The following is a 22,683-nucleotide window of genomic DNA, read 5'->3' on the forward strand; positions in this document are numbered from 1 at the left end:
AAATAAAACCGACAAAGTTTAAACTTTGTCGGCCATCTATATATTATAGTGATATAATCAAATTAAATTTATTATTCAAATTTCAATGCGTCGCCATCAAATGGTTCCTCTTCAATTTTAATTGAATCTGTTGGACAACCTTCAAGAGCGTCTTCCATATCTTCATATAATTCTTCTGGTACTTCTGCAGTACCTTGATTATCATCAAGGATTACGAAAGCAATACCTTCGTCGTCATAATCATAAATATCCGGTGCTGCTGCGCCACATGCACCACAAGCTATACAGGTATCCATATCAACGATTGTATACTTTGCCAATTTCTTCGCCTCCTTTGATAAAAATGCTACACTAGTATAACAAATGTTAATTTAGACATCGATTATTTTAATTTCCAATTTACAAGTTTCATAAAGTGAGGATTCACCTATGTACGATATCTTTTCATATGCGTATGAACACACATTTAATTATAAAACTGATAAAAGTATTTACAATATATTATACGGTAAAAAATCACATCAAACATTTTTTGATGCTTGTTCTCAACAACTTTTATCATTATATCACAGTTTTCCTAAATTAAAATATCCGTCTTTTGAGCGATATATTCAAAATAATGAAACTAATCATATTCAACTTAAAATCCATCCGCGGTATACATATGATAGTTTAATCAATACATATAGTTGTATTCAATTACTAGTTCAATCAATCACTCAGTATCTTAATAGTGAGTTAAATTTTGTTCCTATTTCTCAACAACTAAATGTTCAACAACGTGTTAAACAAGTTTATTCAGATATTATAAAACATGATTTAATTGAAGATTTCCAAGAAGAATTATCGCAATTATTTCATACTATTTATACGCAAAATGATAATCACTGTTATATCCATTATTATTTACAAGGTTATGATGAGCCCATGTATACGCGTCAACAAGTGAGTTTGATTGAAGATATATCTATTACTGATTTATTCACGTTAGAGCTCAATGATTTAGTTGAAGTTATGTACGCCTTAGAACAAAAAGAACAGTTTCCAATACTTTCTAAGTTAATTATGTTGCCACCTTTATTGAATAAAACGGCATTATCACATCAGCAATTGCTTCGAGGCATTACAATGGATGAAGCTGCAGTAATACAGAATGTAAAAATTAATACTATAGAGGATCATGTGTTGGAGTTATTTATTAAAGGATATTTTCATGAATATACCGATTTTATTGATAAAGGTTCAATTACTGATTTTGAAAAATTTTACGTTGATAATAGAGGTGAACGTTTGAAAATATATAAAAATCAATTCGATCAATTGTCATATTTTCAAATCAAATTAATTATTGTAGGTATCGAAAGAGGTGATATTAGTGTTGGAAGATAAGCTTAAAGAATGGTTTGGGTATGAGTCTTTTAATCCGGGACAACGCGAAATAATTGAAAGCATACTTAATGGGCAAGACACGTTAGGTGTTTTGCCAACTGGTAGTGGCAAGAGTTTATGTTATCAATTTCCCACTTATATGAAACGGCAACCTACACTTATTATTTCTCCCTTAATATCATTAATGGATGACCAAGTCATGCAACTGAAAGCACAAGGGGAGAAGCACGTAAGTTATATTCATTCTGGCATGGAGGAACAAGAAAAAAAAGAAAATATTAACTTATTAAAGAAAAGTCGATTTATATTTTTAAGTCCAGAATTTTTATTACAATCTAATCATTTTGAACTAATCAATACAATTAATTTTGGTTTAATTGTATTAGATGAAGCGCATTGCCTATCTGAATGGGGATACGATTTTCGCCCTCATTACGCATTAGTAGGGCAGATTACACAATATTTTAAATCTGCAACAATATTAGCGCTCACAGCTACAGCACCACCACATCTTCCAGAAGATTTAGAAACGATTTTAAATATTAAATTTAAAACTATTAAAACTACAATGAATCGAGACAACATTTCATTTTCTCATATCAACTTTGACAACGACGATGATAAAATCAGTTGGTTACTTGATTTCATAGAAACTTCAGGGCCTACAATTATTTATGTTTCGTCAAAGAAAATGTGTTTCGAGCTGGCTAATCTTATCTATCAACGAGGTTATTTAACTGGAATTTATCATGGTGATTTATCTTATCAAGAACGTCACACTGTGCAACAACAATTTATTAATAATTTTATCCCTGTCATTGTTGCCACAAGTGCTTTTGGTATGGGGGTTAATAAAAAGGATATTCGTACTGTGATACATTTTCACTTATCAACGAGTCCGTCAAATTACTTACAAGAAATAGGCAGGGCAGGAAGAGACGGAAAACAAAGCCAAGCCATTAGTCTTTTTCAACCAGATGACAGTTTTATTCTTGAAACGCTGTTATTTAACGATGCAATTTTAGTTGAAGATGTAGAAGCTTATGATTTAGGTGCCTTTTTACCTCCTAATAAACAAGAAATATTAGAAGTTTTACGCCAAAGATACTCAATTATGCAACTTAAACATATATTTAAAACATCATTAATCCGTAAAAAATTGGGGTATCAACGTATGGTTGGCTATACAAGTCTCGATCAATGTCGAAGAAGTTATTTACTAGAGTTTTTTGGAGAAGTACCTTCTAAACCTGCTCAATGTTGCGATATTGATACTAATTTAGTACCACTTAGTCATTTTAATAGAAAAAAAGTAAAAAGAAAATTTAGTTATAATGAAAAACTTAAAAATTTATTCAAATATTAGGTGCTTTTCTTTACTAAAATATTTTATACAGGATATAATTAAATCACCAAATGTTTTATAAAAAATGTTAAAAATGATACATATTTGTTACATTCAAGGGTATAAAGTATGTGACAATTAAATAATTGAAAAGAAAGGATGTTAGCCGTGTCTAAAAATAATTTTAGAGATGACTTCGAAAAAAATCGTCAATCGATTGATTCAGACGATCAATTCGAACATACAAACCGTAACTCTGATGAAACTATCGACGAATTCGATAATCAATCAGATCAACAATTCCCACCAAGAAATGCACAAAGACGTCAAAGAAGACGTAATCAAGCTACTAATCGTAGTAAGAAATTTGATGACCAACCAAATGATTACAACAATGAAGGATCATTAGACGATCGCTATGATGAAGACTCTTTCGAAGATGTACATAATGATCACTTTGAAAATGAATCAAATCACTCAAACAGAAATAATCGTACTAATGATAGATCTTCTAATAATTACGATGAATTCGAAGACGATTATGAAAATGACCGTTTAAATGATAATAACCGTCGTCATCGTGATTTTGATCAAGAAGAAGATAGTCATAGAAATCGTAGAGATGATAGAAGAGACCGCCATCATGATGAAAATATTGACTACCGCGACAACGATGACCGCTTAGTTAACGGTAAAGATGCTGCAATTGCCGGTGGTGCTGGTGCTGCCGGAGCTGCTGCGGGTCACAATAAAAACAATAAGAAAAACCGTCAGAACAATCGTGTAGATTCTCGCGATAATAGAAATGATTATCGTAACGATAGAAATTCTCGTGTTCGTGAAAATGACAAATACGAAGACAACAAACATGATAATCACAAAAAACATAGCAAAGGCAAAAAAGCTGCTGTTGGCGCAGGTGCTGCCGGAGCTGCTGGTGCTGCAGGTGTAGCTGCTTCTAAAAATAAAAAACATCACTCTAAAGATAATGATTTAGATCGCCGTAACACACGTGATGATCACCATGAAGAGCCACGTAACCGTCGTGACGATTATCGTGACAATGATAGATATGATAACCACGATAATTTCCAAGCTCACAATGGCAAGAAAAAACGTGGTTTAATGGGTATCTTATTACCATTACTTGCATTGTTATTAATCTTAGCTGCTCTAGCTATCTTTATTGGTATGTATTTAAATAATGACCATAAAGATAAAGATGGCACTAAACAAGAGAATACTACAGAGCAAACTTCTCATAAATCAGATAAAAAAGATAATGACAAAGATAAAACTACTGAAGATAACAAAGCCGACAAATCAAGTGAAAAATCTACAGTAAACGATAATAAATCAGACGAAAACGCAACAACTGATAAAAATTCTTCTGAAAACAGTGCATCTAAAGACGAAGATAATAGTGCTTCAACTGGCGCAGCAACTAATGATAATAATGGTGCATCTTCTTCAGAAAATAATTCAAATAACGCTTCTGATAATAATAGTAATAGTGATAATAACAATGCTAATTCACAGGCTACTCAAAATAATAGCCAAAATTCAAACAGTAATAACAACCAATCAAACAATTCTACTTCTGGCCAACAAACACATGTAGTATCTGGTAACGAAAACTTATACCGTATTGCTATTCAATATTATGGCCAAGGTACAATTGAAAATGTAAATAAAATTAAACAAGCTAATGGTTTAACAAGTAACAATATCACTAATGGTGAAAAATTAGTTATTCCTCAATAAACCATTTAACATTAATTTTAGAGAACAGGCTGGGACATTGATAAAATGTCTCAGCCTTTATTTATATTCTGCAGTAGCTGACTGATATAAAAATGTTCTTAAATTAAGCTTTTCTCAAATCGAATCGTGCTTGCTTGGCGGGCGCCCCCAACATAGAGACTTTCGAAAAGAAAGTCTACAAACAGAGCAAGTTGGGGAGACAACGTAATTATTCAAGTCTTTGTCCTGCTTCTTTCTTTTTATTATTTAATTTATTATTCTACTATGGTATATCTGGATGATATTTATCTATTTAGAAAAAGGGACTTAACTGCTATAATATATGGGTGATTAAAGGAGGCCAAAAACATGCAAAGCGTTGAAAGTATTATTATCGGTGGAGGCCCATGTGGTTTGAGCGCTGCAATTGAACAAAAGAAAAAAGGGATTGAAACACTTGTAATTGAAAAAGGGAATATAGTGGATGCAATTTATAAATATCCAACACATCAAACATTTTTCTCTTCAAGTGATAAATTAAGCATTGGCGATATACCTTTTATCGTTGAAGAAAGTAAGCCACGTCGAAATCAAGCACTCGTATATTATAGAGAAGTAGTTAAACATCATAACTTAAGCGTTAATGCTTTCGAAGAAGTTTTAACTGTTAAAAAAATCGACAACAAATTTACGATTACTACTACTAAAGATGTCTATGAATGTAAATTTTTAACTGTTGCTACTGGATATTATGGTCAACATAATACGTTAGAAGTTAAAGGGGCAGATTTACCTAAAGTCCAACACTATTTCAAAGAAGCACATCCATATTTTAATCAACATGTTACAGTGATTGGTGGTAAAAACTCTGCAGTTGATGCCGCACTTGAATTAGAAAAAGCAGGAGCGAAAGTGACAGTACTTTATAGAGGCGATCGCTATTCAGCAGCAATTAAGCCATGGATTTTACCGAACTTCGAATCATTAGTAAATCATGAAAAGATTACAATGGAATTTAATGCCAACGTAAATAAAATTACTGAAGATAGTGTTATTTATGAAAAAAATGGTAAAACAATTGAAATTCCAAATGATCATGTATTTGCGATGATAGGTTATCATCCAGACTATGATTTCTTACAATCTATTGGTATTGAAATTAATACAAATGAATTTGGGACTGCACCTGTTCATAACAAAGAAACGTTTGAAACAAATGTAGAAAATTGTTATATAGCAGGGGTTATAGCTGCTGGAAATGACAATAACTCTATTTTCATTGAAAATGGAAAATATCACGGCGGTATTATTACTCAAAGTATATTAAGTAAAAAACAAACACCATTAGAAAGTTAAATAAGATGGCAAAAGCGGAACAGAAATTTTTTAACAAAGTTCATTTCTGTTCCGCTTCTTTTATACAAACTATTGTTCAAAATAAGTTTTGAGCATTTCTAAAGTCATATCATTGCTTAAACCGACTAGTAGTTTTAATCTTGCTTTAGGTCCATTTAAACCATTTGAAAAGATTAACCCTTTTTGAGCTAAATCATATCCGCCACCTTCATATGCATATACAGGACTAACTATTCCATTAAATGATCGCGATACAATAACGATAGGGATATTTTTACCCAAGCAAGCCTCAATGCCTTTTAGACAACTTGGTGGTAAATTTCCTTGTCCAAGCGCCTCAATCACTAACCCGTCCACATTTTGCTCGGCGTAAAATTTTAAAACATCACTTTGCATACCCATATAGGCTTTTAATAATGGCACATTCAGTTTTGTATCAATATGCTCGAATGATTGTTGTTGATACGGTCGATTATAAAAATGAATATTGTCCTTTGTGATAATACCTAATGGTCCTTGGTTTGGACTTTGAAATGTATTAATGTTTGAAGTATGTGTTTTAGTAACATTTCTAGCCGTATGTATTTCATCATTAAAGACTACCATTACACCATTTTCAAAAGCTTCATTCGATGAAGCTACTCTAATAGCAGAAATGAAATTATATAAGCCATCTGCACCAATTTCATTTGAGGATCTCATCGCCCCAGTAATAACAATCGGTTGTTTGATATTAATGAGTAAATCTAATAAATACGCTGTTTCTTCTAAAGTATCAGTTCCATGTGTAATGACAAAACCATCATACTCATTCTCTTCAGAAGACTGAAGTATAAAGTTGCGCAGTTCAATGATATGTTGGATTGTAATATGAGGAGAAGGGATATTAAAAGGATGAATTTCATTTACATGAGCATATTCATTAATAATATCTTTATGTAATGAGATGGGATTAATCTCATTAGTCACAACCTGACTAAATTGATTTTGGGACATGCTAATCGTCCCGCCTGTATGAATAACAAGAAGATGTTTCATTAAATTCCTCCTATTTTTAATTTACATATTTATGATAAAATAATACAAATAAAACAACAAGGAAGGAAAAATAACCATGGAGTCAATTAATATTGCTTTGGACGGCCCTGCAGCTGCAGGTAAAAGTACAATCGCTAGACAAGTAGCTAGTAAATTATCAATGATATATGTGGATACTGGAGCAATGTATCGTGCTATTACTTATAAATATTTACAACAACAACGTCCGGAAGATTTTCAAAAACTTGTTAATGAAACTACTTTAGAATTAAAATACGACGATGTTAAAGGGCAACGTATTATATTAGATAATCAAGATGTTACGGATTATTTACGTGAAAATGATGTTACACAAAACGTGTCATATGTAGCATCTAAAGAACCTGTTCGTACATTTGCCGTTGAAAAACAAAAAGATTTAGCAGCTAAGAAAGGTATTGTAATGGATGGAAGAGATATTGGTACAGTAGTCCTTCCTGATGCAGAATTAAAAGTATACATGATTGCTTCTGTAGAAGAGCGTGCTGAGAGACGCCAAAAAGAAAACGAAGAGCGCGGCATACCTTCAACTTTAGAACAATTAAAACAGGAAATTGCAGATAGAGATCACTACGATATGAATCGTGAAATTTCACCTTTAAGAAAAGCTGATGACGCGATCACTCTAGATACAACTAGTAAAACAATCGAAGAAGTTACTACAGAAATTATGACGATGGTAGATAATTTAAGATAATAATGTGAACAGCTATTTAAAATAATTCGTGTTATTCGTAATAGATAATGCGAAATATTTTAAATAGCTTTTTTTGTTTTATATAATTACTAACGAGGAAGAAAATGATAAATAACTATAATCTAAAAATATCATATTGAAGAAAAATTATTTAGATAATCAATAACACGAATAACTGATTGCTTAACATTAAATAATTTTAAAAATTGATATCTTTTTTAAAAACTTATGAAACTAAAGGGGAATTTCTTGACAATTCTGTTAGTTTATAAGATGTTATAGTTATGTAGTGTATAAGGAGGCAAACAAGATGACTGAAGAATTCAATGAATCAATGATTAGTGATATTAAAGAAGGTGACAAAGTCACTGGAAAGGTTCAACAAGTTGAAGACAAACAAGTTGTAGTGCATATTGATGGTGCTAAATATAACGGAATTATTCCAATTAGCCAACTTTCAACTCATCACATCGAGAACCCTAACGAAGTGGTTAAAGAAGGTGATGAAGTTGAAGCATATGTAACTAAAATTGAAATTGATGAAGAGAATGACTCTGGTGCATACATCTTATCAAAACGTCAACTTGAAACTGAAAAATCATATAAATATTTACAAGAAAAACTTGATAATGATGAAGTGATTGAAGCTAAGGTTACTGAAGTAGTTAAAGGTGGATTAGTTGTTGACGTTGGTCAAAGAGGTTTCGTACCTGCTTCTCTAATTTCAACTGATTTCATTGAAGATTTCTCTGTATTTGAGGGACAAACAATTCGCATTAAAGTTGAAGAATTAGACCCAGATAATAATAGAGTCATTTTAAGCCGTAAAGCTGTAGAACAAGCTGAAAACGATGTTAAAAAAGCTTCATTATTAGAGTCACTTAACGAAGGCGATGTCATTAAAGGTAAAGTTGCTCGTTTAACTAACTTTGGTGCATTCGTTGATATTGGTGGCGTAGATGGTTTAGTTCACGTATCAGAACTTTCTCATGAACACGTTGATTCTCCAGAAGATGTCGTTTCTGTAGGTCAAGAAGTAGATGTGAAAGTAAAATCTGTTGAAAAAGATGCTGAACGTATTTCTTTATCAATCAAAGATACGCTTCCAACTCCATTTGAACGTATTAAAGGTGAATTCCATGAAAATGATGTTATCGAAGGTAAAGTCGTTCGTTTAGCAAACTTCGGTGCATTTGTGGAAATTGCTCCGGCTGTACAAGGTCTTGTTCATATTTCTGAAATTGACCATAAACACATCGGTACACCAGGTGAGGTATTAGAACCAGGTCAACAAGTTAATGTTAAAATCTTAGGTATTGATGAAGAAAATGAACGTATTTCTTTATCAATTAAAGCTACTTTACCTAAAGAAGATTTAATCGAAAGTGATGAAGCTACTACTCAAAGTTATTTAAGTAGTGATTCAGATGATGATAACCCAACATTAGGGGACGTTTTCGGTGACAAATTTAAAGATTTAAAATTCTAATATGACATTTAAATTTTAACTATTGTATTTCCCAATTAAAGTTTAATCCCTTTAATTGGGATTTTTTTAATATTTAGAGATATTTCATGCCAAAGATAAGGGCGTTTTAGAGAATTTAAAGTCAACGGTTATATAGTTAGTTTTAAAACAGTAGGTCATATGATAAAATTATATAGATTTTAGATAGAGAGGAAGTTAGCTTATGACGAAACCTATTGTAGCTATTGTAGGTAGACCAAACGTAGGGAAATCTACAATATTTAATAGAGTAGTAGGTGAGCGTGTATCAATCGTTGAAGATACACCTGGTGTCACTCGTGATCGTATCTACTCATCAGGTGAATGGTTAACACATGAATTCAATATTATTGATACAGGTGGTATTGAAATTGGTGATGCACCTTTTCAAACCCAAATAAGAGCTCAAGCAGAAATTGCTATTGATGAAGCTGATGTTATTATCTTTATGGTTAATGTACGTGAAGGTTTAACACAAAGCGATGAAATGGTCGCTCAAATGTTATATAAATCAAAAAAACCAGTAGTATTAGCGGTTAATAAAGTAGATAATCCTGAAATGAGACATGATATTTTTGACTTTTATTCATTAGGGTTTGGCGATCCTTATCCAATCTCTGGTTCTCACGGATTAGGATTAGGGGATTTACTAGATGAAGTAGTCAAACATTTTAAAGAAGAAACTGAAGACCCTTATGATGAAGATACAATTCGCTTATCAATTATCGGTCGTCCAAATGTAGGGAAATCTAGTTTAGTCAATGCGATATTAGGTGAAGAACGTGTTATCGTTTCTAATGTTGCAGGGACGACACGAGACGCCGTAGATACCGAATATAGCTATAATGGTCAAGATTATGTCTTGATAGATACAGCTGGTATGCGTAAAAAAGGTAAAGTGTATGAATCAACTGAGAAATATTCAGTATTGCGTGCGCTAAAAGCAATTGAACGTTCAAACGTTGTATTAATCGTCATCGATGCTGAAGAAGGTATTATTGAGCAAGATAAACGTGTAGCTGGTTATGCTCATGAAGAAGGTAAAGCTATTGTTATTGTTGTTAATAAATGGGACACTGTTGAAAAAGATAGTAATACGATGAAAAAATTTGCGGATGATGTTCGTAATCAATTCCAATTCTTAGATTATGCCCAAATCGCCTTTGTATCTGCGAAAGAAAGAACACGTTTACGTACACTATTCCCATACATTAATGAGGCAAGTGAAAATCATAAAAAACGTGTTCAAAGTTCTACACTTAATGAAGTAGTTACTGATGCGATTTCAATGAACCCAACGCCAACTGATAAAGGTCGTAGATTGAATGTATTCTACACAACTCAAGTTGCTATTGAACCTCCAACGTTCGTTGTTTTTGTTAATGATGTAGAATTAATGCATTTTTCTTATAAACGTTATCTTGAAAATCAAATCCGAAATGCATTTGGATTTGAGGGAACGCCTATTCACATCATTCCACGTAGAAGAAATTAAAAAGGAGATTTCATTATGACTAAGATTACTGTTTTTGGTATGGGAAGCTTTGGTACTGCACTTGCTAATGTATTAGCTGAAAATGGTCACACTGTTTTAATGTGGGGGAAAAATGAAACAAGTGTCGATGAATTAAATAAACATCATCAAAACAAAAAATATTTAAAAGAAGCTAAATTAGATGAAAGTATTCGAGCAACTTCTGATATTAAAGAGGCTGTAGATTTTACTGACATATATTTAATTGCTCTCCCTACAAAAGCAATTAGAGAGATTACAAGTCAAATTGATCAACTTATTGATTCTAAGAAGATATTCATTCATGTTGCCAAAGGTATTGAAAATGATACCTTCAAGCGTGTTTCTGAAATGATTGAAGACTCTATTTCAGAAAGCCATAATGGCGGTATTGGCGTATTATCTGGCCCTAGCCATGCTGAAGAAGTAGTCATTAAACAACCGACTACAGTAGCAGCTTCTTCTAAAGATGAAAAAATTAGTAAGCTAATCCAAGATTTATTCATGAATGATTATTTACGTGTATATACGAATAATGATTTAGTAGGGGTAGAATTAGGTGGCGCATTAAAAAATATTATTGCAGTAGCTAGTGGGATTGTTGCAGGTATGGGCTATGGCGATAATGCTAAAGCAGCTTTAATGACTAGAGGCTTAGCTGAGATTAGTAGACTAGGAGAAAAATTAGGTGCCGACCCTATGACATTTTTAGGTTTAGGCGGTATTGGTGACCTAATTGTAACTTGTACGTCTACACACTCTCGTAACTTTACACTTGGTTATAAATTAGGTAAAGGACAATCGACTGAAGAAGCACTAAGTGAAATGAATATGGTGGTAGAAGGAATTTATACTACTAATTCAGTTTACCACTTAGCTAAAGAACAACATGTTGATATGCCTATTACAAATGCTTTATATAAAGTTTTATTTGAAAATAAACCCGTAAAAGATAGCGTTAAAGATTTAATGGGACGCGATAAAAAAGCTGAATAAGGTGTTATATTACACTTTATTGTAAAATTTTTTGAATTGAGTGTATAAATGCTGATATTTCAGTGTTTTGGGCGTTTAAATCGTTGCGGTAATGCCAATTCTTGTGTTAAAGTCATAGCATAATGATATAAAAAGATATCATTATCATTCATCTGGAGGTGAATTCATAATGAATAAAACTGATTTAATCAATGCGGTTGCTGAACAAGCTGATTTAACTAAAAAAGAAGCTGGTGCAGCTGTAGACGCTGTTTTCGAATCAATCCAAGGCTCACTTTCTAAAGGTGAAAAAGTTCAATTAATTGGTTTCGGAAACTTTGAGGTACGTGAACGTGCTGCACGTAAAGGACGTAACCCTCAAACAGGTAAAGAAATCGAAATTCCTGCAAGTAAAGTTCCAGCATTCAAAGCTGGTAAAGCATTAAAAGATGCTGTAAAATAATTTACTTAAAAAGCCCTTCGAGGGCTTTTTTATTTATACATATTAATTTTCTAAAGATATCGATATAGCTATATTAAAACTTGTTCATTTAATATATTTACATGCTTATGTATTCTTCTATATAAAGCGCTTATTAATAAAGTTTTACTCCTGTGAAGTCGCTATATTTTATTTTTATGGATATAATGTTAAGATGTATAGTGATAATAACGTGAGGTGTGAACATGGAACGAACATTAAGCATATTAAATAGACAAATTGATCAAAGGCTTATGGGAGTCACTGACTATGAATCAATTAATATTAATAGTAATTTAAGTGATTTATTAGATAGTTACGATATTCCAGAGAATGCTAAACTTGCTTGCCTCACTATTGATACTTCAATGAAACATCTTGATGAAATTTCACATAACAAATTATCAAAGAAATCAATCTTAATTGGGGATTTATTAAGTGCTCATTTTTACACTTTATTAGCTGAAATTGATGATCCTGCATTTCAATTAGCTATAAGTCAGGCAATTGTTAAATCTAATGAATTAAAATCTTCATTACATCATCAATCCCTAGAAGCACAAGATATTTATGAAGCAATAATTAAAATAGAAACTATTTTTCCTTTTATTACACTTTCACATTTTAGCGATCAATCAATATCAGAAATGGAAATTTTCTATTCTTTATTTGAAAATGTGGAATCGTATTATCCTTCATATTTGAAGATGTATACTGAAAATGAAGTAGACCAATTTTTAAAAACAATTAAACAGAGCTATATAGAAAAAAAGTAGAGGTAATATAAATGGCTGAAAATAAAGCAAACAAAGAACAAGTCCATACAGTGTTCCAAAATATTTCTAAAAAATATGATCGATTAAATAATATTATCAGTTTCGAACAACATAAAGTTTGGCGTAAACGTGTAATGAAAGATATGAACGTTAAATCAAGTAGTAAGGCACTTGATGTATGCTGTGGTACTGCAGATTGGACAATTGCATTAAGTAAAGCAGTTGGACCTAAAGGCGAGGTAACAGGTTTAGACTTTAGTGAAAATATGCTTGAAGTAGGTAAAGAGAAAACGAAATCAATGGATAATATTCACTTAGTACATGGTGATGCTATGGATTTACCTTTTGAGGATAATTCATTTGACTATGTAACTATTGGTTTTGGTTTACGTAATGTACCTGATTATTTAGTGGCATTAAAAGAAATGAACAGAGTTCTTAAACCAGGCGGTATGGTTGTATGTTTAGAAACAAGTCAACCTACGATGCCTTTGTTCAAACAAGTGTATAAATTATATTTTAAATTTGTAATGCCTATCTTCGGTAAATTATTTGCTAAATCTAAAGAGGAATATGAATGGCTACAACAATCGACGTTTAATTTTCCTGATAAACAAAAATTAAAACGTCTATTTGAACAGGCTGGTTTTAATAATATCAAAGTCCGTAGCTTCACAGGGGGCGTTGCTGCAATGCACCTAGGCTATAAACAAAAAAGTTCTACAAAATAAAAGGTGATTAACGTGGCAAAGTTAAACATGAATAGTGAAATTAAGAATGTAGAGAAACGGCTTCAAAACGCTATCAAAAGTAATGATTCAGTTTTACAAGAAGCTACTTTCCATTTGCTATCATCAGGTGGTAAACGAGTAAGACCAGCATTTGTCATATTGAGTAGTCAATTTGGCTCAAAAAAGAATACTGAAGATACTTACCGTGTAGCTGTAGCGTTAGAATTAATTCATATGGCTACACTTGTTCATGATGACGTGATAGATAAGAGTGATAAACGTCGCGGCCGTTTAACTATTGTAAAAAAATGGGATGTTACGACGGCGATTTTAACAGGTAATTTCTTATTAGCTTTAGGTCTACAACAGCTTTCTGAAATACAAGATAATCGCGTACATCACATTATTTCTAATGCAATTGTAGATGTATGTAGAGGAGAACTTTTCCAATTCCAAGATCAATTTAATAGTAATCAAACTATCACAAACTACTTAAGACGTATTAACCGTAAAACTGCATTATTAATCCAACTTGCTACTGAAGTAGGAGCAATTACGTCTGAAGCTGATGATGAAACGATTTATAAATTAAAAATGATTGGACATTATATTGGGATGAGCTTCCAAATTGTTGATGATATATTGGATTTCACTAGCACTGAGAAGAAACTAGGTAAACCAGTAGGCAGTGATTTAATGAACGGTCATATTACATTGCCAGTGTTATTAGAAATGCGAAAAGACCCAACATTTAAACAACAAATTGCAGCTTTAAATCATCAAACAAATCCTGCAGAGTTTGCGCCGATTATTTCACGTATCAGAGAATCTGATAGTATTCAACAATCTAAAGAAATCAGTGATAAATACTTGAATAAAGCACTAAATTTAATTGATCAATTAAATGAATCAAATGCGCAAAATTTATTTATTAAACTTATCAAAAAAATGGGTTCACGAAACGTTTAATTAGTATGAAAATATATTGAAAGCGCTTTATCAACCTGTTACTATTAAGAAGTAGCAGGTTGTTTTCTATAATAAACAAGCTTTATACATAATTAGCGCAAATTAAATAATCTGATTTTTTCAAATTTTTTAATGTTTATTACTTAAAAACATAGGGGGAAACACAATGGAAAGAACTTTTTTAATGATTAAACCAGATGCAGTACAACGTAATTTAATTGGAGAAATTATTACTCGTATCGAACGTAAAGGTTTAAAATTGGTTGGAGCTAAATTAATGACAGTGCCTCAATCATTAGCGGAAGAACATTATGAAGAACATAAAGAAAGACCATTTTATAATAAATTAATTTCATTTATTACATCAGCACCTGTTTTCGCAATGGTAGTTGAAGGGGAAGATGCAGTAAATGTATCTAGACATATTATTGGTAAAACAAATCCTTCTGAAGCAACACCAGGTTCTATTAGAGGCGATTTAGGATTAACTGTAGGTAGAAATGTTATTCATGGTTCAGATTCAGTTGCGTCTGCAAAACGTGAAATTAGTTTATGGTTTAAAGATGAAGAATTAAGTGATTACGAAGCAACTAGAGATACTTGGTTGTATGAATAATTTTTAAATATTAAATTAAAATGATAAGAGTAGCGCGCCTTCATAGTGTGTTACTCTTTATTTTTATGACATAAACTCTCTGCTAATTATTTAAATATTCACACTAATTCAATTAATATACAGAACATTAGTTATGTTCTAACGTTGAATATGATATGATAACACATATTACAATTTAACGTAGTAAAGGAAAGGAGCGTCTTCTCATGAGATATTTAACATCAGGAGAATCACATGGTCCTCAATTAACAGTAATTATTGAAGGTGTACCTGCAAATTTAGAAATTAAAGCTGAAGATATTAATACAGAAATGTATAAACGCCAAGGCGGCTATGGAAGGGGCCGCAGAATGCAAATTGAAAAAGATGCTGTCGAAATTGTTTCTGGCGTAAGAAACGGTTATACATTAGGTAGCCCCGTTACAATTGTAGTGAAAAACGATGATTTCACACATTGGAGAAATATTATGGGTATTGAACCTATAAGCGATGAAGAACGTAAAAACATGAAACGTACGATTACTAAACCACGTCCTGGTCATGCTGATTTAATCGGCGGTATGAAATACAATCATCGTGACTTAAGAAATGTTTTAGAACGTTCTTCTGCACGTGAAACAGCTGCTCGTGTGGCTGTAGGTGCTGTATCTAAAATTTTACTACAGCAATTAGGCATTCATACATATAGTCGTGTAGTTGAAATAGGCGGCGTTAAAGACGAAGGTTTATACGATTCTGAAACATTCAAACAAAATATCGATAAAAATGATGTTCGTGTCATCGATGAAACTATTGCTCAAAAAATGCGCGACAAGATAGATGAAGCTAAAAAAGAAGGTGACTCTATTGGTGGAGTCGTACAAGTTATGGTGGAAAATATGCCTATCGGTATCGGAAGCTATGTGCATTATGACCGTAAATTGGATGGCCGCATTGCACAAGGTGTAGTAAGTATTAACGCATTTAAAGGAGTTAGCTTTGGCGAAGGATTTAAAGCAGCTGAAAAACCAGGCAGTGAAATTCAAGACGAAATTTTATATGATTCTGAACAAGGTTTTTACAGAGGTTCAAATCACCTGGGCGGATTTGAAGGCGGTATGACAAATGGTATGCCGATTATCGTTAATGGCGTTATGAAACCTATTCCAACGCTATATAAACCTTTAAATTCAGTAGATATTAACACGAAAGAAGACTTTAAAGCTACAATTGAACGTTCTGATAGTTGTGCTGTACCAGCAGCTAGTGTGGTATGTGAACATGTTGTCGCTTTTGAAGTTGCTAAAGCATTACTTGAAGAGTTTCAATCAAATCATATAGATCAATTGAAAGAACAAATCTCTGAGCGTAGAAAACTTAATATTGAATTTTAAAAATATTATTTATTTGTAAGAATCGAGGTCTTTTTTATGCAATTACAAACGACATATCCTAATAATAATTATCCTATTATTGTTGAACATCATGCTTTTAATTATTTAACAGACTATATACAAGAGTATGATAAAGTCTTCCTTATTGTTGATGAGTATGTAGATTTTAATTTTAAAAGTAAATTTGACTCTCTACTTACTCAATCTAATATATTTAAAGTGACTGTGCCTGCTGGTGAGAAAATGAAAACCTTCCACCATTATCATGAAGTGCTTGAAAAATTGTTAGGATATCAACTTACAAGAAATACGTGTTTAGTAGCTATAGGTGGAGGCGCAACTGGTGATTTTACTGGATTTCTAGCATCTACGCTTTTACGAGGTGTAGATTTTATTCAGGTACCTACGACTATACTAGCGCATGATTCAAGTGTTGGGGGAAAAGTAGGTATTAATTCTTCACATGGGAAAAATCTTATTGGGGCATTTTATAGACCAAAAGCTGTTATTTATGATTTAGATTTCTTACAGACATTACCATATGAAGAAATATTAAGTGGTTATGCAGAAGTATATAAACATGCACTTTTAACAGGAGAAGTGGCAGTAGACGATATTGAGAAACACTTTTCTAATAAAGAAAAACTGCAATCACTAGAAGACATAGATCAATTTATATTTAAAGGTATTAAAACAAAATTAAATATTATTATTAAAGATGAAAAAGAACACAACATGCGTAAATATCTAAACTTAGGACATACGTTTGGCCACGCAGTTGAATATAAACATAAAATTCCTCACGGGCACGCGATTATGATAGGTATGATATATCAATTTATTGTATCTAATGCGTTGCTCAATGCTGAATTTGATATTCAACATTACTGGAATTATATTAAACAACTTCATTATCCAGTAGCCATTATTAATGATTTGAATTTTGAAGATATGTATAATTACATGTTATCTGATAAGAAAAATAATGGAGAAGGTATTCAAATGGTGCTACTTGAAACTATAGGTAAACCTTCAGTTCATCATGTTGATAAAGATATTTTAATGAATGCCTTTAATGAATTACAATCCTTAACAAAGTAGGTGAAAGATAATGGCAAATGAACAAATTATAGACATACACGGTCCTTTAAAAGGAGAAATTGAGGTTCCTGGAGATAAATCAATGACGCACAGAGCGATTATGTTATCTTCACTAGCAAAAGGTAAATCTGTCATTCATAAACCTTTATTAGGCGAAGACTGCCAACGTACTGCAGAAATTTTCAAATTGCTTGGTGTTGATATTACTATTACAGATGATAAAATTGTCGTGGATTCTCCGGGGTATGAAAACTTTAAAACGCCTCATCAAACGTTGTATACTGGCAATTCTGGTACTACGACGCGTTTGCTTGCTGGTTTGTTAAGTGGGTTAGGTATTGAATGCGTATTGTCAGGAGATAAATCTATTGGCACACGTCCGATGAACCGCGTATTAAAACCACTTCGTCTCATGGGTGCGAATATTCGTGGGGTAGAAGATAACTACACACCTTTAGTGATTGAACCCGCTTCTATTAAAGGAATTACTTACCAAATGGAAGTAGCAAGTGCACAAGTTAAAAGCGCTATATTATTAGCAAGTTTATTTGCTAATGATACAACTACCATTACTGAATTAGATATAAGTCGTAATCACACAGAAACGATGTTTGAACACTACAATATCCCTATTAACGTCGATGGTAAAATAATCAAACTAGAACCAAACGCACTTCAAAATATTAAAGCAAGAGATTTTAACGTGCCAGGAGATATCTCATCAGCAGCATTCTTTATTGTCGCTGCATTAATTACGCCAGGCAGTGACATTACAATTCATAATGTTGGCATAAACCCTACACGTTCAGGTATTATAGACATCGTTGAACAAATGGGCGGTAATATTGAACTATTTAATGTTACCAACACTTCTGAACCTACTGCCTCTATTAGAATCACTTATACACCAAACTTAAAGCCAGTGCATATAGAAGGGGATATAATCCCTAAAGCAATAGATGAATTACCAATCATTGCACTATTGTGTACTCAAGCCACAGGAACTAGTATTATAAAAGATGCAGAGGAATTAAAAGTTAAAGAAACAAATCGAATTGATACAACTGCTGATATGCTCGGCTTGTTAGGTTTCGAGCTTCAACCTACTGCAGATGGACTAATTATTCATCCATCAGAATTTACTACACCTGCTACAGTTGATAGTTTGACGGATCATCGTATAGGTATGATGCTCGCTATAGCAGGATTATTAAGTAGCGAACCAATTACAATTCGTCAGTTTGACGCAGTTAACGTATCATTCCCAGGTTTCTTGCCCAAATTAAAGCTTTTAGAAAATGAGGGATAATACACTATGGAGGATATCTATAAATTAATAGATGATATCAATCTTCAAAAACTAGATAATTTAGATACACGTGTCAATGAAGCATTAAATTCAAATAATGACGATGCTTTATTCATCTTAGGTGAAACCTTATATAATTTCGGTTTAACACCTCAAGGGCTAGAAGTATTTAGAACACTTTATCATAAGTATCCCGATGAAAGTGAATTATTAATTTACTTTATCGAAGGACTTATGTCTGAGAATCAAACAGATGAAGCATTAGAATATTTAAGTCAAGTTGAGCTTTCTACTGAAAAACTAATGCTTGAAGCTGATCTTTATCAACAAATTAATATGATAGAAGTTGCTATTGATAAACTTATAGAAGCGCGTGAACTTGAACCTAATGACCCAATTATTCATTTCGCATTAGCAGAGCTATTATACTTTGATGGCCAATATTTACGAGCTACTCGTGAATATGAAGTCGTCTTAGATACAGGTGAATATGAAGTCAACGGCGTTAATTTATTCGCTCGCATGGCTGATTGTGCTTTACAAAGTGGTAACTATAGTGATGCTATCAATTTATTCGACGAAATAAATGAAGATGAAATGACTTCAGAAGACTTCTTTAAAAAAGCGATTGCCTATGAAAAGAATGATATCACGCAAGAAGCAATTAAAATCATGACAACACTACTATCTAAAGACCCTGATTTTATTCAAGGTTACTTCTATTTACAATCTTTATATGAGAATGAAAAGAATTATGCTGATGCAATTGAAACCGGCAAAGAAGGTTTACGTTTAAACCAATTCTATAAAGAGTTAATGGTCTCAACAGGTAGTCTAGAAATTGAACATGGTGACGCTAATGAGGGTGTCGCATTACTTAAACAAGCACTTGAAGTAGATAACGCCTATCATGAACCACTATTAATCTTAAGTGACTTGTTCCGTAACGAAGAAGATTATGAAGCAATTATCGAATTATTATCTTATGTAGATGAAGAAGATTTAGATCCAGTATTCATGTGGCATTTAGCACATGCTTATGGAGAAGAAGAACGAGACAAAGAAGCGCAACATTTCTTTGAACTTGCTTACCCAACAATGAAATCTCAAAGCGCTTTCTTAAGTGACTATTATTTCTACTTAACTGAAATTGGTCATAAAGAACAAGCTAAATCTATACTAGATCAATTGTTAGAAATAGATCCTAGTAATGAAACATGGCACGAAGAAGCAAACCGATTGGATTATTAAAGTAGGTGATCCTATTGGAACATACACTTAACACTATGAAACAAAGCTATATTGAATATGCTTTGTTTCATTATCATTTTAAATCCCGTATTAGCGTTTGGCTGTTAAATTTTTTAAAAGCATCACCAAAACGCTTACAGAATATTCATTTTGTTAATAATAGAATTCCAAATCATACAACGCTTGAAATTGGTCTCAAAGATGCTAATGCTTCGGCCATCAAATTAACGAAAAATAATCGAATCCTTATTAATACTAATGAGATATTTACTTATATTACGAATCAGGCGATTTCTTTTGATATTTTAATTCATTTTGATGAAATACATCATCCTGATTCTAAATTTAATGATTTGATTATCCAACAGTTAATTCACTCAACGCATTATTCATCTTATTTAGAAAATATCCATAATCTTATTTTAGATACGTATAAAGAGAATTCCTTATTAGAACAATTACAAGTGAATATCGATTTAAGTTTACAAATGAATGATCGAGCACAATTTTATCAATTAACACAAATTCTAAATAATTTGAAAGCACGTCATCATTATTTATCATCAAAGGATTAATTACGCATGCTTAATTTAAAACAATTTTGGGAGTTAACACTCTTTCATCGTACTTGTTTGATATATTTGCTCATTTGTAATATATGTGGAACGATATATGGCTTTATATGGTATGGCGACCAATTAGTTAAAACGCCATGGTATTTTTTGCCTTTCGTTCCAGATAGCCCAGTCGCTTCTTTGTTTTTATGTGTAGCTATCATTGGCTTACTTTTCAATAAACGAAATTCAATAATAGAAGCTTTAGCCTTTGTTACTTTATTCAAATATGGGCTATGGGCTGTCATTATGAATGTAATAATGATTTCTTATGCTCATGATATTACGATTATGAATATCTTTCTTATTATGAGTCACGGCATCATGGCTATAGAGGCTTTATACTTCTATCCTAGATTTACTATTACAATGCACGGATTATTTATAGCTATAATATGGGTATTTAACAACGATTATATAGACTATGTGCTTGACAAATATCCGTATTATAATTTTATTGCTACTCATATATCTATGGTAGGATATATCGCATTTATACTAAGTATTCTAGCCATCATGTTGTATTATTATTTACAATTTGTACCAAAGTTTAAATTATTTGATTATAAGGACAAGAGTCAGTAGAATATTAATAAAAGGAGAGTGGAATTATTGTCAATAGTGTCTTATATAATATATATCGTCATTATTATGCTCATTCCAATGTGGGCACAACACAAAGTTAAATCAAATTATGAAAAATATTCACAAGTTAGATCAACAAGTGGTAAAACAGGTCGCGAAGTAGCCGAAGAGATTCTACATGCCAATGGTATTTATGATGTAGATGTCGTGAAAGGTGAAGGCTTTTTAACTGACCACTATGATCCAAATAAAAAAGTTGTTTGTTTATCTCCGGCAAACTTTGATAGACCATCAGTAGCTGGTACAGCTATTGCAGCCCATGAAGTTGGACACGCTATCCAACATGCTCAAGGTTATGCTTTCTTACGTTTCAGAACTGCATTAGTACCTTTAGCAAACTTAGGTAGTTCACTTAGCTACATGATTGTAATGCTAGGTGTTATCTTAACAGCAATGGGCAGTGCATTTGGTTCAACAGCATTATGGATTGGCGCTGGATTATTATCACTAGCTGTCCTTTTCTCTATTGTTACATTACCTGTTGAATTCGATGCAAGTTCAAGAGCAATGAAACAAATTACTGCTTTAAATATTGTGAATGAAAAAGAATATAAACATGCGAAAAAAGTATTATCTGCTGCCGCTATGACATATGTTGCAGCAACTGCTACAGCTGTTGCTGAACTTGTAAGAATTATCTTAATGGCAAGAGCAAGTGATAATAACTAAATATTTTTTATAAGCTGGTACTTACTAATATGAGTGAGTACCAGCTTTTTTAAATTGTAAATTGAAACGAACCACATATTTATATATGTATGCTTTTAATTGGCACTTTAAATTAAATGATGTTTTCCATATTCATAAAATGCATGATTGTTTAATATGATATATACTATATTAGAATCATTTGCAAAGGAGTTTAGTTATGAAATCAATGAAAGATATGCAAAATGAAGTTGATGATTATATTGGACAATTCAAAGTAGGATATTTCTCTCCATTAGCTAACCTAGCTCGTCTAACTGAGGAAGTAGGCGAATTAGCTAGAGAGATTAATCATTATCATGGTGAAAAGAAAAAGAAAGACTCCGAAGCAGAAAATACAATCAAAGCAGAACTTGGTGATAATTTATTCGTATTACTTTGCATCGCCAACTCATTAGATATAGATATGACTGAAAGTTTTAATGAAACTATGCAAAAGTTCAATACACGAGATAAAGATCGTTTCGAGCGTAAATAAACGATATAAATAGAAAGGACGGGAATTAC

General features: G+C 32.3%; 23 protein-coding genes. 21 read left to right on the forward strand and 2 right to left on the reverse strand.

Annotated elements, in window-relative coordinates; all coding sequences use genetic code 11:
* Positions 1-71: 71 nt before the first annotated feature.
* Positions 72-320: a ferredoxin gene (locus CD128_RS02930; protein WP_002449743.1), complete on the reverse strand. Its 249-nt coding sequence runs from the start codon at positions 318-320 to the stop codon at positions 72-74.
* A 109-nt stretch (positions 321-429) separates the two neighbouring features.
* Here CD128_RS02930 and CD128_RS02935 point away from each other — a divergent pair, with 109 nt between their 5' ends.
* The 4 genes from CD128_RS02935 to ypdA all read left to right on the forward strand — a co-directional run bounded on the left by CD128_RS02935 (position 430) and on the right by ypdA (position 5,833).
* Complete coding sequence (locus CD128_RS02935; RefSeq protein ID WP_103328590.1) at positions 430-1,389, forward strand: helix-turn-helix domain-containing protein; 960 nt, start codon at positions 430-432, stop codon at positions 1,387-1,389.
* Positions 1,376-2,755 carry a RecQ family ATP-dependent DNA helicase gene (locus CD128_RS02940; RefSeq protein WP_103328591.1) on the forward strand — a complete coding sequence of 460 codons (1,380 nt, stop codon included), beginning with the start codon at positions 1,376-1,378 and terminating at the stop codon, positions 2,753-2,755. Before CD128_RS02935 ends, CD128_RS02940 begins: the two co-directional genes overlap by 14 nt.
* Positions 2,756-2,902: 147 nt before the next feature.
* Complete coding sequence (gene ebpS, locus CD128_RS02945) at positions 2,903-4,498, forward strand: elastin-binding protein EbpS (RefSeq protein ID WP_103328592.1); 1,596 nt, start codon at positions 2,903-2,905, stop codon at positions 4,496-4,498.
* A 348-nt stretch (positions 4,499-4,846) separates the two neighbouring features.
* Positions 4,847-5,833, forward strand: a complete 987-nt coding sequence (ypdA, locus tag CD128_RS02950; RefSeq protein ID WP_103328593.1) for a bacillithiol disulfide reductase YpdA — start codon at positions 4,847-4,849, stop codon at positions 5,831-5,833.
* Between the two features lie 69 nt (positions 5,834-5,902).
* On the opposite strand, the gene CD128_RS02955 is transcribed toward ypdA, so the two are convergent.
* Positions 5,903-6,871 (reverse strand): asparaginase, encoded by a 969-nt coding sequence (locus CD128_RS02955; RefSeq protein ID WP_103328594.1) that lies wholly within the window; start codon positions 6,869-6,871, stop codon positions 5,903-5,905.
* Positions 6,872-6,947: 76 nt separating this feature from the next.
* Here CD128_RS02955 and cmk point away from each other — a divergent pair, with 76 nt between their 5' ends.
* From cmk to CD128_RS03040, 17 genes are all read left to right on the forward strand, one after another.
* The gene (cmk, locus tag CD128_RS02960) at positions 6,948-7,607 is read left to right on the forward strand and encodes a (d)CMP kinase (protein WP_103328595.1); all 660 of its coding nucleotides are present in this window, start codon (positions 6,948-6,950) and stop codon (positions 7,605-7,607) included.
* A gap of 310 nt (positions 7,608-7,917) precedes the next feature.
* Complete coding sequence (gene rpsA, locus CD128_RS02965) at positions 7,918-9,096, forward strand: 30S ribosomal protein S1 (RefSeq protein WP_103328596.1); 1,179 nt, start codon at positions 7,918-7,920, stop codon at positions 9,094-9,096.
* Between the two features lie 202 nt (positions 9,097-9,298).
* Entirely contained in the window at positions 9,299-10,609 is a 1,311-nt protein-coding gene (der, locus tag CD128_RS02970; protein WP_103328597.1) for a ribosome biogenesis GTPase Der, read from the forward strand.
* A gap of 15 nt (positions 10,610-10,624) precedes the next feature.
* On the forward strand, positions 10,625-11,623 hold the full coding sequence (locus tag CD128_RS02975) for an NAD(P)H-dependent glycerol-3-phosphate dehydrogenase (protein ID WP_103328598.1): 999 nt from the start codon (positions 10,625-10,627) through the stop codon (positions 11,621-11,623).
* Between the two features lie 169 nt (positions 11,624-11,792).
* On the forward strand, positions 11,793-12,065 hold the full coding sequence (locus CD128_RS02980) for an HU family DNA-binding protein (RefSeq protein ID WP_103298232.1): 273 nt from the start codon (positions 11,793-11,795) through the stop codon (positions 12,063-12,065).
* A gap of 224 nt (positions 12,066-12,289) precedes the next feature.
* Complete coding sequence (locus CD128_RS02985; protein WP_103328599.1) at positions 12,290-12,859, forward strand: heptaprenyl pyrophosphate synthase subunit A; 570 nt, start codon at positions 12,290-12,292, stop codon at positions 12,857-12,859.
* Positions 12,860-12,870: 11 nt separating this feature from the next.
* A complete protein-coding gene (locus CD128_RS02990) occupies positions 12,871-13,590 on the forward strand; it encodes a demethylmenaquinone methyltransferase (protein WP_103328600.1) in 720 nt (239 codons plus the stop codon).
* 12 nt (positions 13,591-13,602) lie between these two features.
* The gene (locus CD128_RS02995) at positions 13,603-14,559 is read left to right on the forward strand and encodes a polyprenyl synthetase family protein (RefSeq protein WP_103328601.1); all 957 of its coding nucleotides are present in this window, start codon (positions 13,603-13,605) and stop codon (positions 14,557-14,559) included.
* Between the two features lie 166 nt (positions 14,560-14,725).
* Entirely contained in the window at positions 14,726-15,175 is a 450-nt protein-coding gene (ndk, locus tag CD128_RS03000; RefSeq protein ID WP_103328602.1) for a nucleoside-diphosphate kinase, read from the forward strand.
* Between the two features lie 206 nt (positions 15,176-15,381).
* Entirely contained in the window at positions 15,382-16,548 is a 1,167-nt protein-coding gene (aroC, locus tag CD128_RS03005) for a chorismate synthase (RefSeq protein WP_103328603.1), read from the forward strand.
* A 36-nt stretch (positions 16,549-16,584) separates the two neighbouring features.
* On the forward strand, positions 16,585-17,649 hold the full coding sequence (gene aroB / locus CD128_RS03010; RefSeq protein ID WP_103328604.1) for a 3-dehydroquinate synthase: 1,065 nt from the start codon (positions 16,585-16,587) through the stop codon (positions 17,647-17,649).
* A 10-nt stretch (positions 17,650-17,659) separates the two neighbouring features.
* Complete coding sequence (gene aroA, locus CD128_RS03015; protein WP_103328605.1) at positions 17,660-18,958, forward strand: 3-phosphoshikimate 1-carboxyvinyltransferase; 1,299 nt, start codon at positions 17,660-17,662, stop codon at positions 18,956-18,958.
* A gap of 6 nt (positions 18,959-18,964) precedes the next feature.
* Positions 18,965-20,209: a tetratricopeptide repeat protein gene (locus tag CD128_RS03020; protein WP_103328606.1), complete on the forward strand. Its 1,245-nt coding sequence runs from the start codon at positions 18,965-18,967 to the stop codon at positions 20,207-20,209.
* A gap of 14 nt (positions 20,210-20,223) precedes the next feature.
* Positions 20,224-20,784 carry a YpiB family protein gene (locus tag CD128_RS03025; protein WP_103328607.1) on the forward strand — a complete coding sequence of 187 codons (561 nt, stop codon included), beginning with the start codon at positions 20,224-20,226 and terminating at the stop codon, positions 20,782-20,784.
* Positions 20,785-20,790: 6 nt separating this feature from the next.
* Positions 20,791-21,408, forward strand: a complete 618-nt coding sequence (locus CD128_RS03030) for a DUF1405 domain-containing protein (protein WP_103328608.1) — start codon at positions 20,791-20,793, stop codon at positions 21,406-21,408.
* Between the two features lie 27 nt (positions 21,409-21,435).
* Positions 21,436-22,137 carry a zinc metallopeptidase gene (locus tag CD128_RS03035; protein ID WP_103328609.1) on the forward strand — a complete coding sequence of 234 codons (702 nt, stop codon included), beginning with the start codon at positions 21,436-21,438 and terminating at the stop codon, positions 22,135-22,137.
* Positions 22,138-22,336: 199 nt separating this feature from the next.
* Positions 22,337-22,654 (forward strand): nucleotide pyrophosphohydrolase, encoded by a 318-nt coding sequence (locus CD128_RS03040; protein ID WP_103328610.1) that lies wholly within the window; start codon positions 22,337-22,339, stop codon positions 22,652-22,654.
* The last annotated feature ends 29 nt before the right edge of the window (positions 22,655-22,683 follow it).

The organism is Staphylococcus croceilyticus (assembly GCF_002902575.1).
GTDB lineage: Bacteria > Bacillota > Bacilli > Staphylococcales > Staphylococcaceae > Staphylococcus > Staphylococcus croceilyticus.

What these genes read in the sequence shown, in the direction of transcription:
- der (WP_103328597.1), top strand. Translation starts at nt 9,299, where the DNA reads ATGACGAAACCTATTGTAGCTATTGTAGGTAGACCAAACGTAGGGAAA.
- ndk (WP_103328602.1), top strand. Translation starts at nt 14,726, where the DNA reads ATGGAAAGAACTTTTTTAATGATTAAACCAGATGCAGTACAACGTAAT.
- CD128_RS02985 (WP_103328599.1), top strand. Translation starts at nt 12,290, where the DNA reads ATGGAACGAACATTAAGCATATTAAATAGACAAATTGATCAAAGGCTT.
- CD128_RS03020 (WP_103328606.1), top strand. Translation starts at nt 18,965, where the DNA reads ATGGAGGATATCTATAAATTAATAGATGATATCAATCTTCAAAAACTA.
- CD128_RS02935 (WP_103328590.1), top strand. Translation starts at nt 430, where the DNA reads ATGTACGATATCTTTTCATATGCGTATGAACACACATTTAATTATAAA.
- CD128_RS02955 (WP_103328594.1), bottom strand. Translation starts at nt 6,871, where the DNA reads ATGAAACATCTTCTTGTTATTCATACAGGCGGGACGATTAGCATGTCC.
- ypdA (WP_103328593.1), top strand. Translation starts at nt 4,847, where the DNA reads ATGCAAAGCGTTGAAAGTATTATTATCGGTGGAGGCCCATGTGGTTTG.
- CD128_RS03030 (WP_103328608.1), top strand. Translation starts at nt 20,791, where the DNA reads ATGCTTAATTTAAAACAATTTTGGGAGTTAACACTCTTTCATCGTACT.
- CD128_RS02990 (WP_103328600.1), top strand. Translation starts at nt 12,871, where the DNA reads ATGGCTGAAAATAAAGCAAACAAAGAACAAGTCCATACAGTGTTCCAA.
- aroA (WP_103328605.1), top strand. Translation starts at nt 17,660, where the DNA reads ATGGCAAATGAACAAATTATAGACATACACGGTCCTTTAAAAGGAGAA.
- aroB (WP_103328604.1), top strand. Translation starts at nt 16,585, where the DNA reads ATGCAATTACAAACGACATATCCTAATAATAATTATCCTATTATTGTT.
- rpsA (WP_103328596.1), top strand. Translation starts at nt 7,918, where the DNA reads ATGACTGAAGAATTCAATGAATCAATGATTAGTGATATTAAAGAAGGT.
- aroC (WP_103328603.1), top strand. Translation starts at nt 15,382, where the DNA reads ATGAGATATTTAACATCAGGAGAATCACATGGTCCTCAATTAACAGTA.
- CD128_RS02980 (WP_103298232.1), top strand. Translation starts at nt 11,793, where the DNA reads ATGAATAAAACTGATTTAATCAATGCGGTTGCTGAACAAGCTGATTTA.
- cmk (WP_103328595.1), top strand. Translation starts at nt 6,948, where the DNA reads ATGGAGTCAATTAATATTGCTTTGGACGGCCCTGCAGCTGCAGGTAAA.
- CD128_RS02975 (WP_103328598.1), top strand. Translation starts at nt 10,625, where the DNA reads ATGACTAAGATTACTGTTTTTGGTATGGGAAGCTTTGGTACTGCACTT.
- CD128_RS03040 (WP_103328610.1), top strand. Translation starts at nt 22,337, where the DNA reads ATGAAATCAATGAAAGATATGCAAAATGAAGTTGATGATTATATTGGA.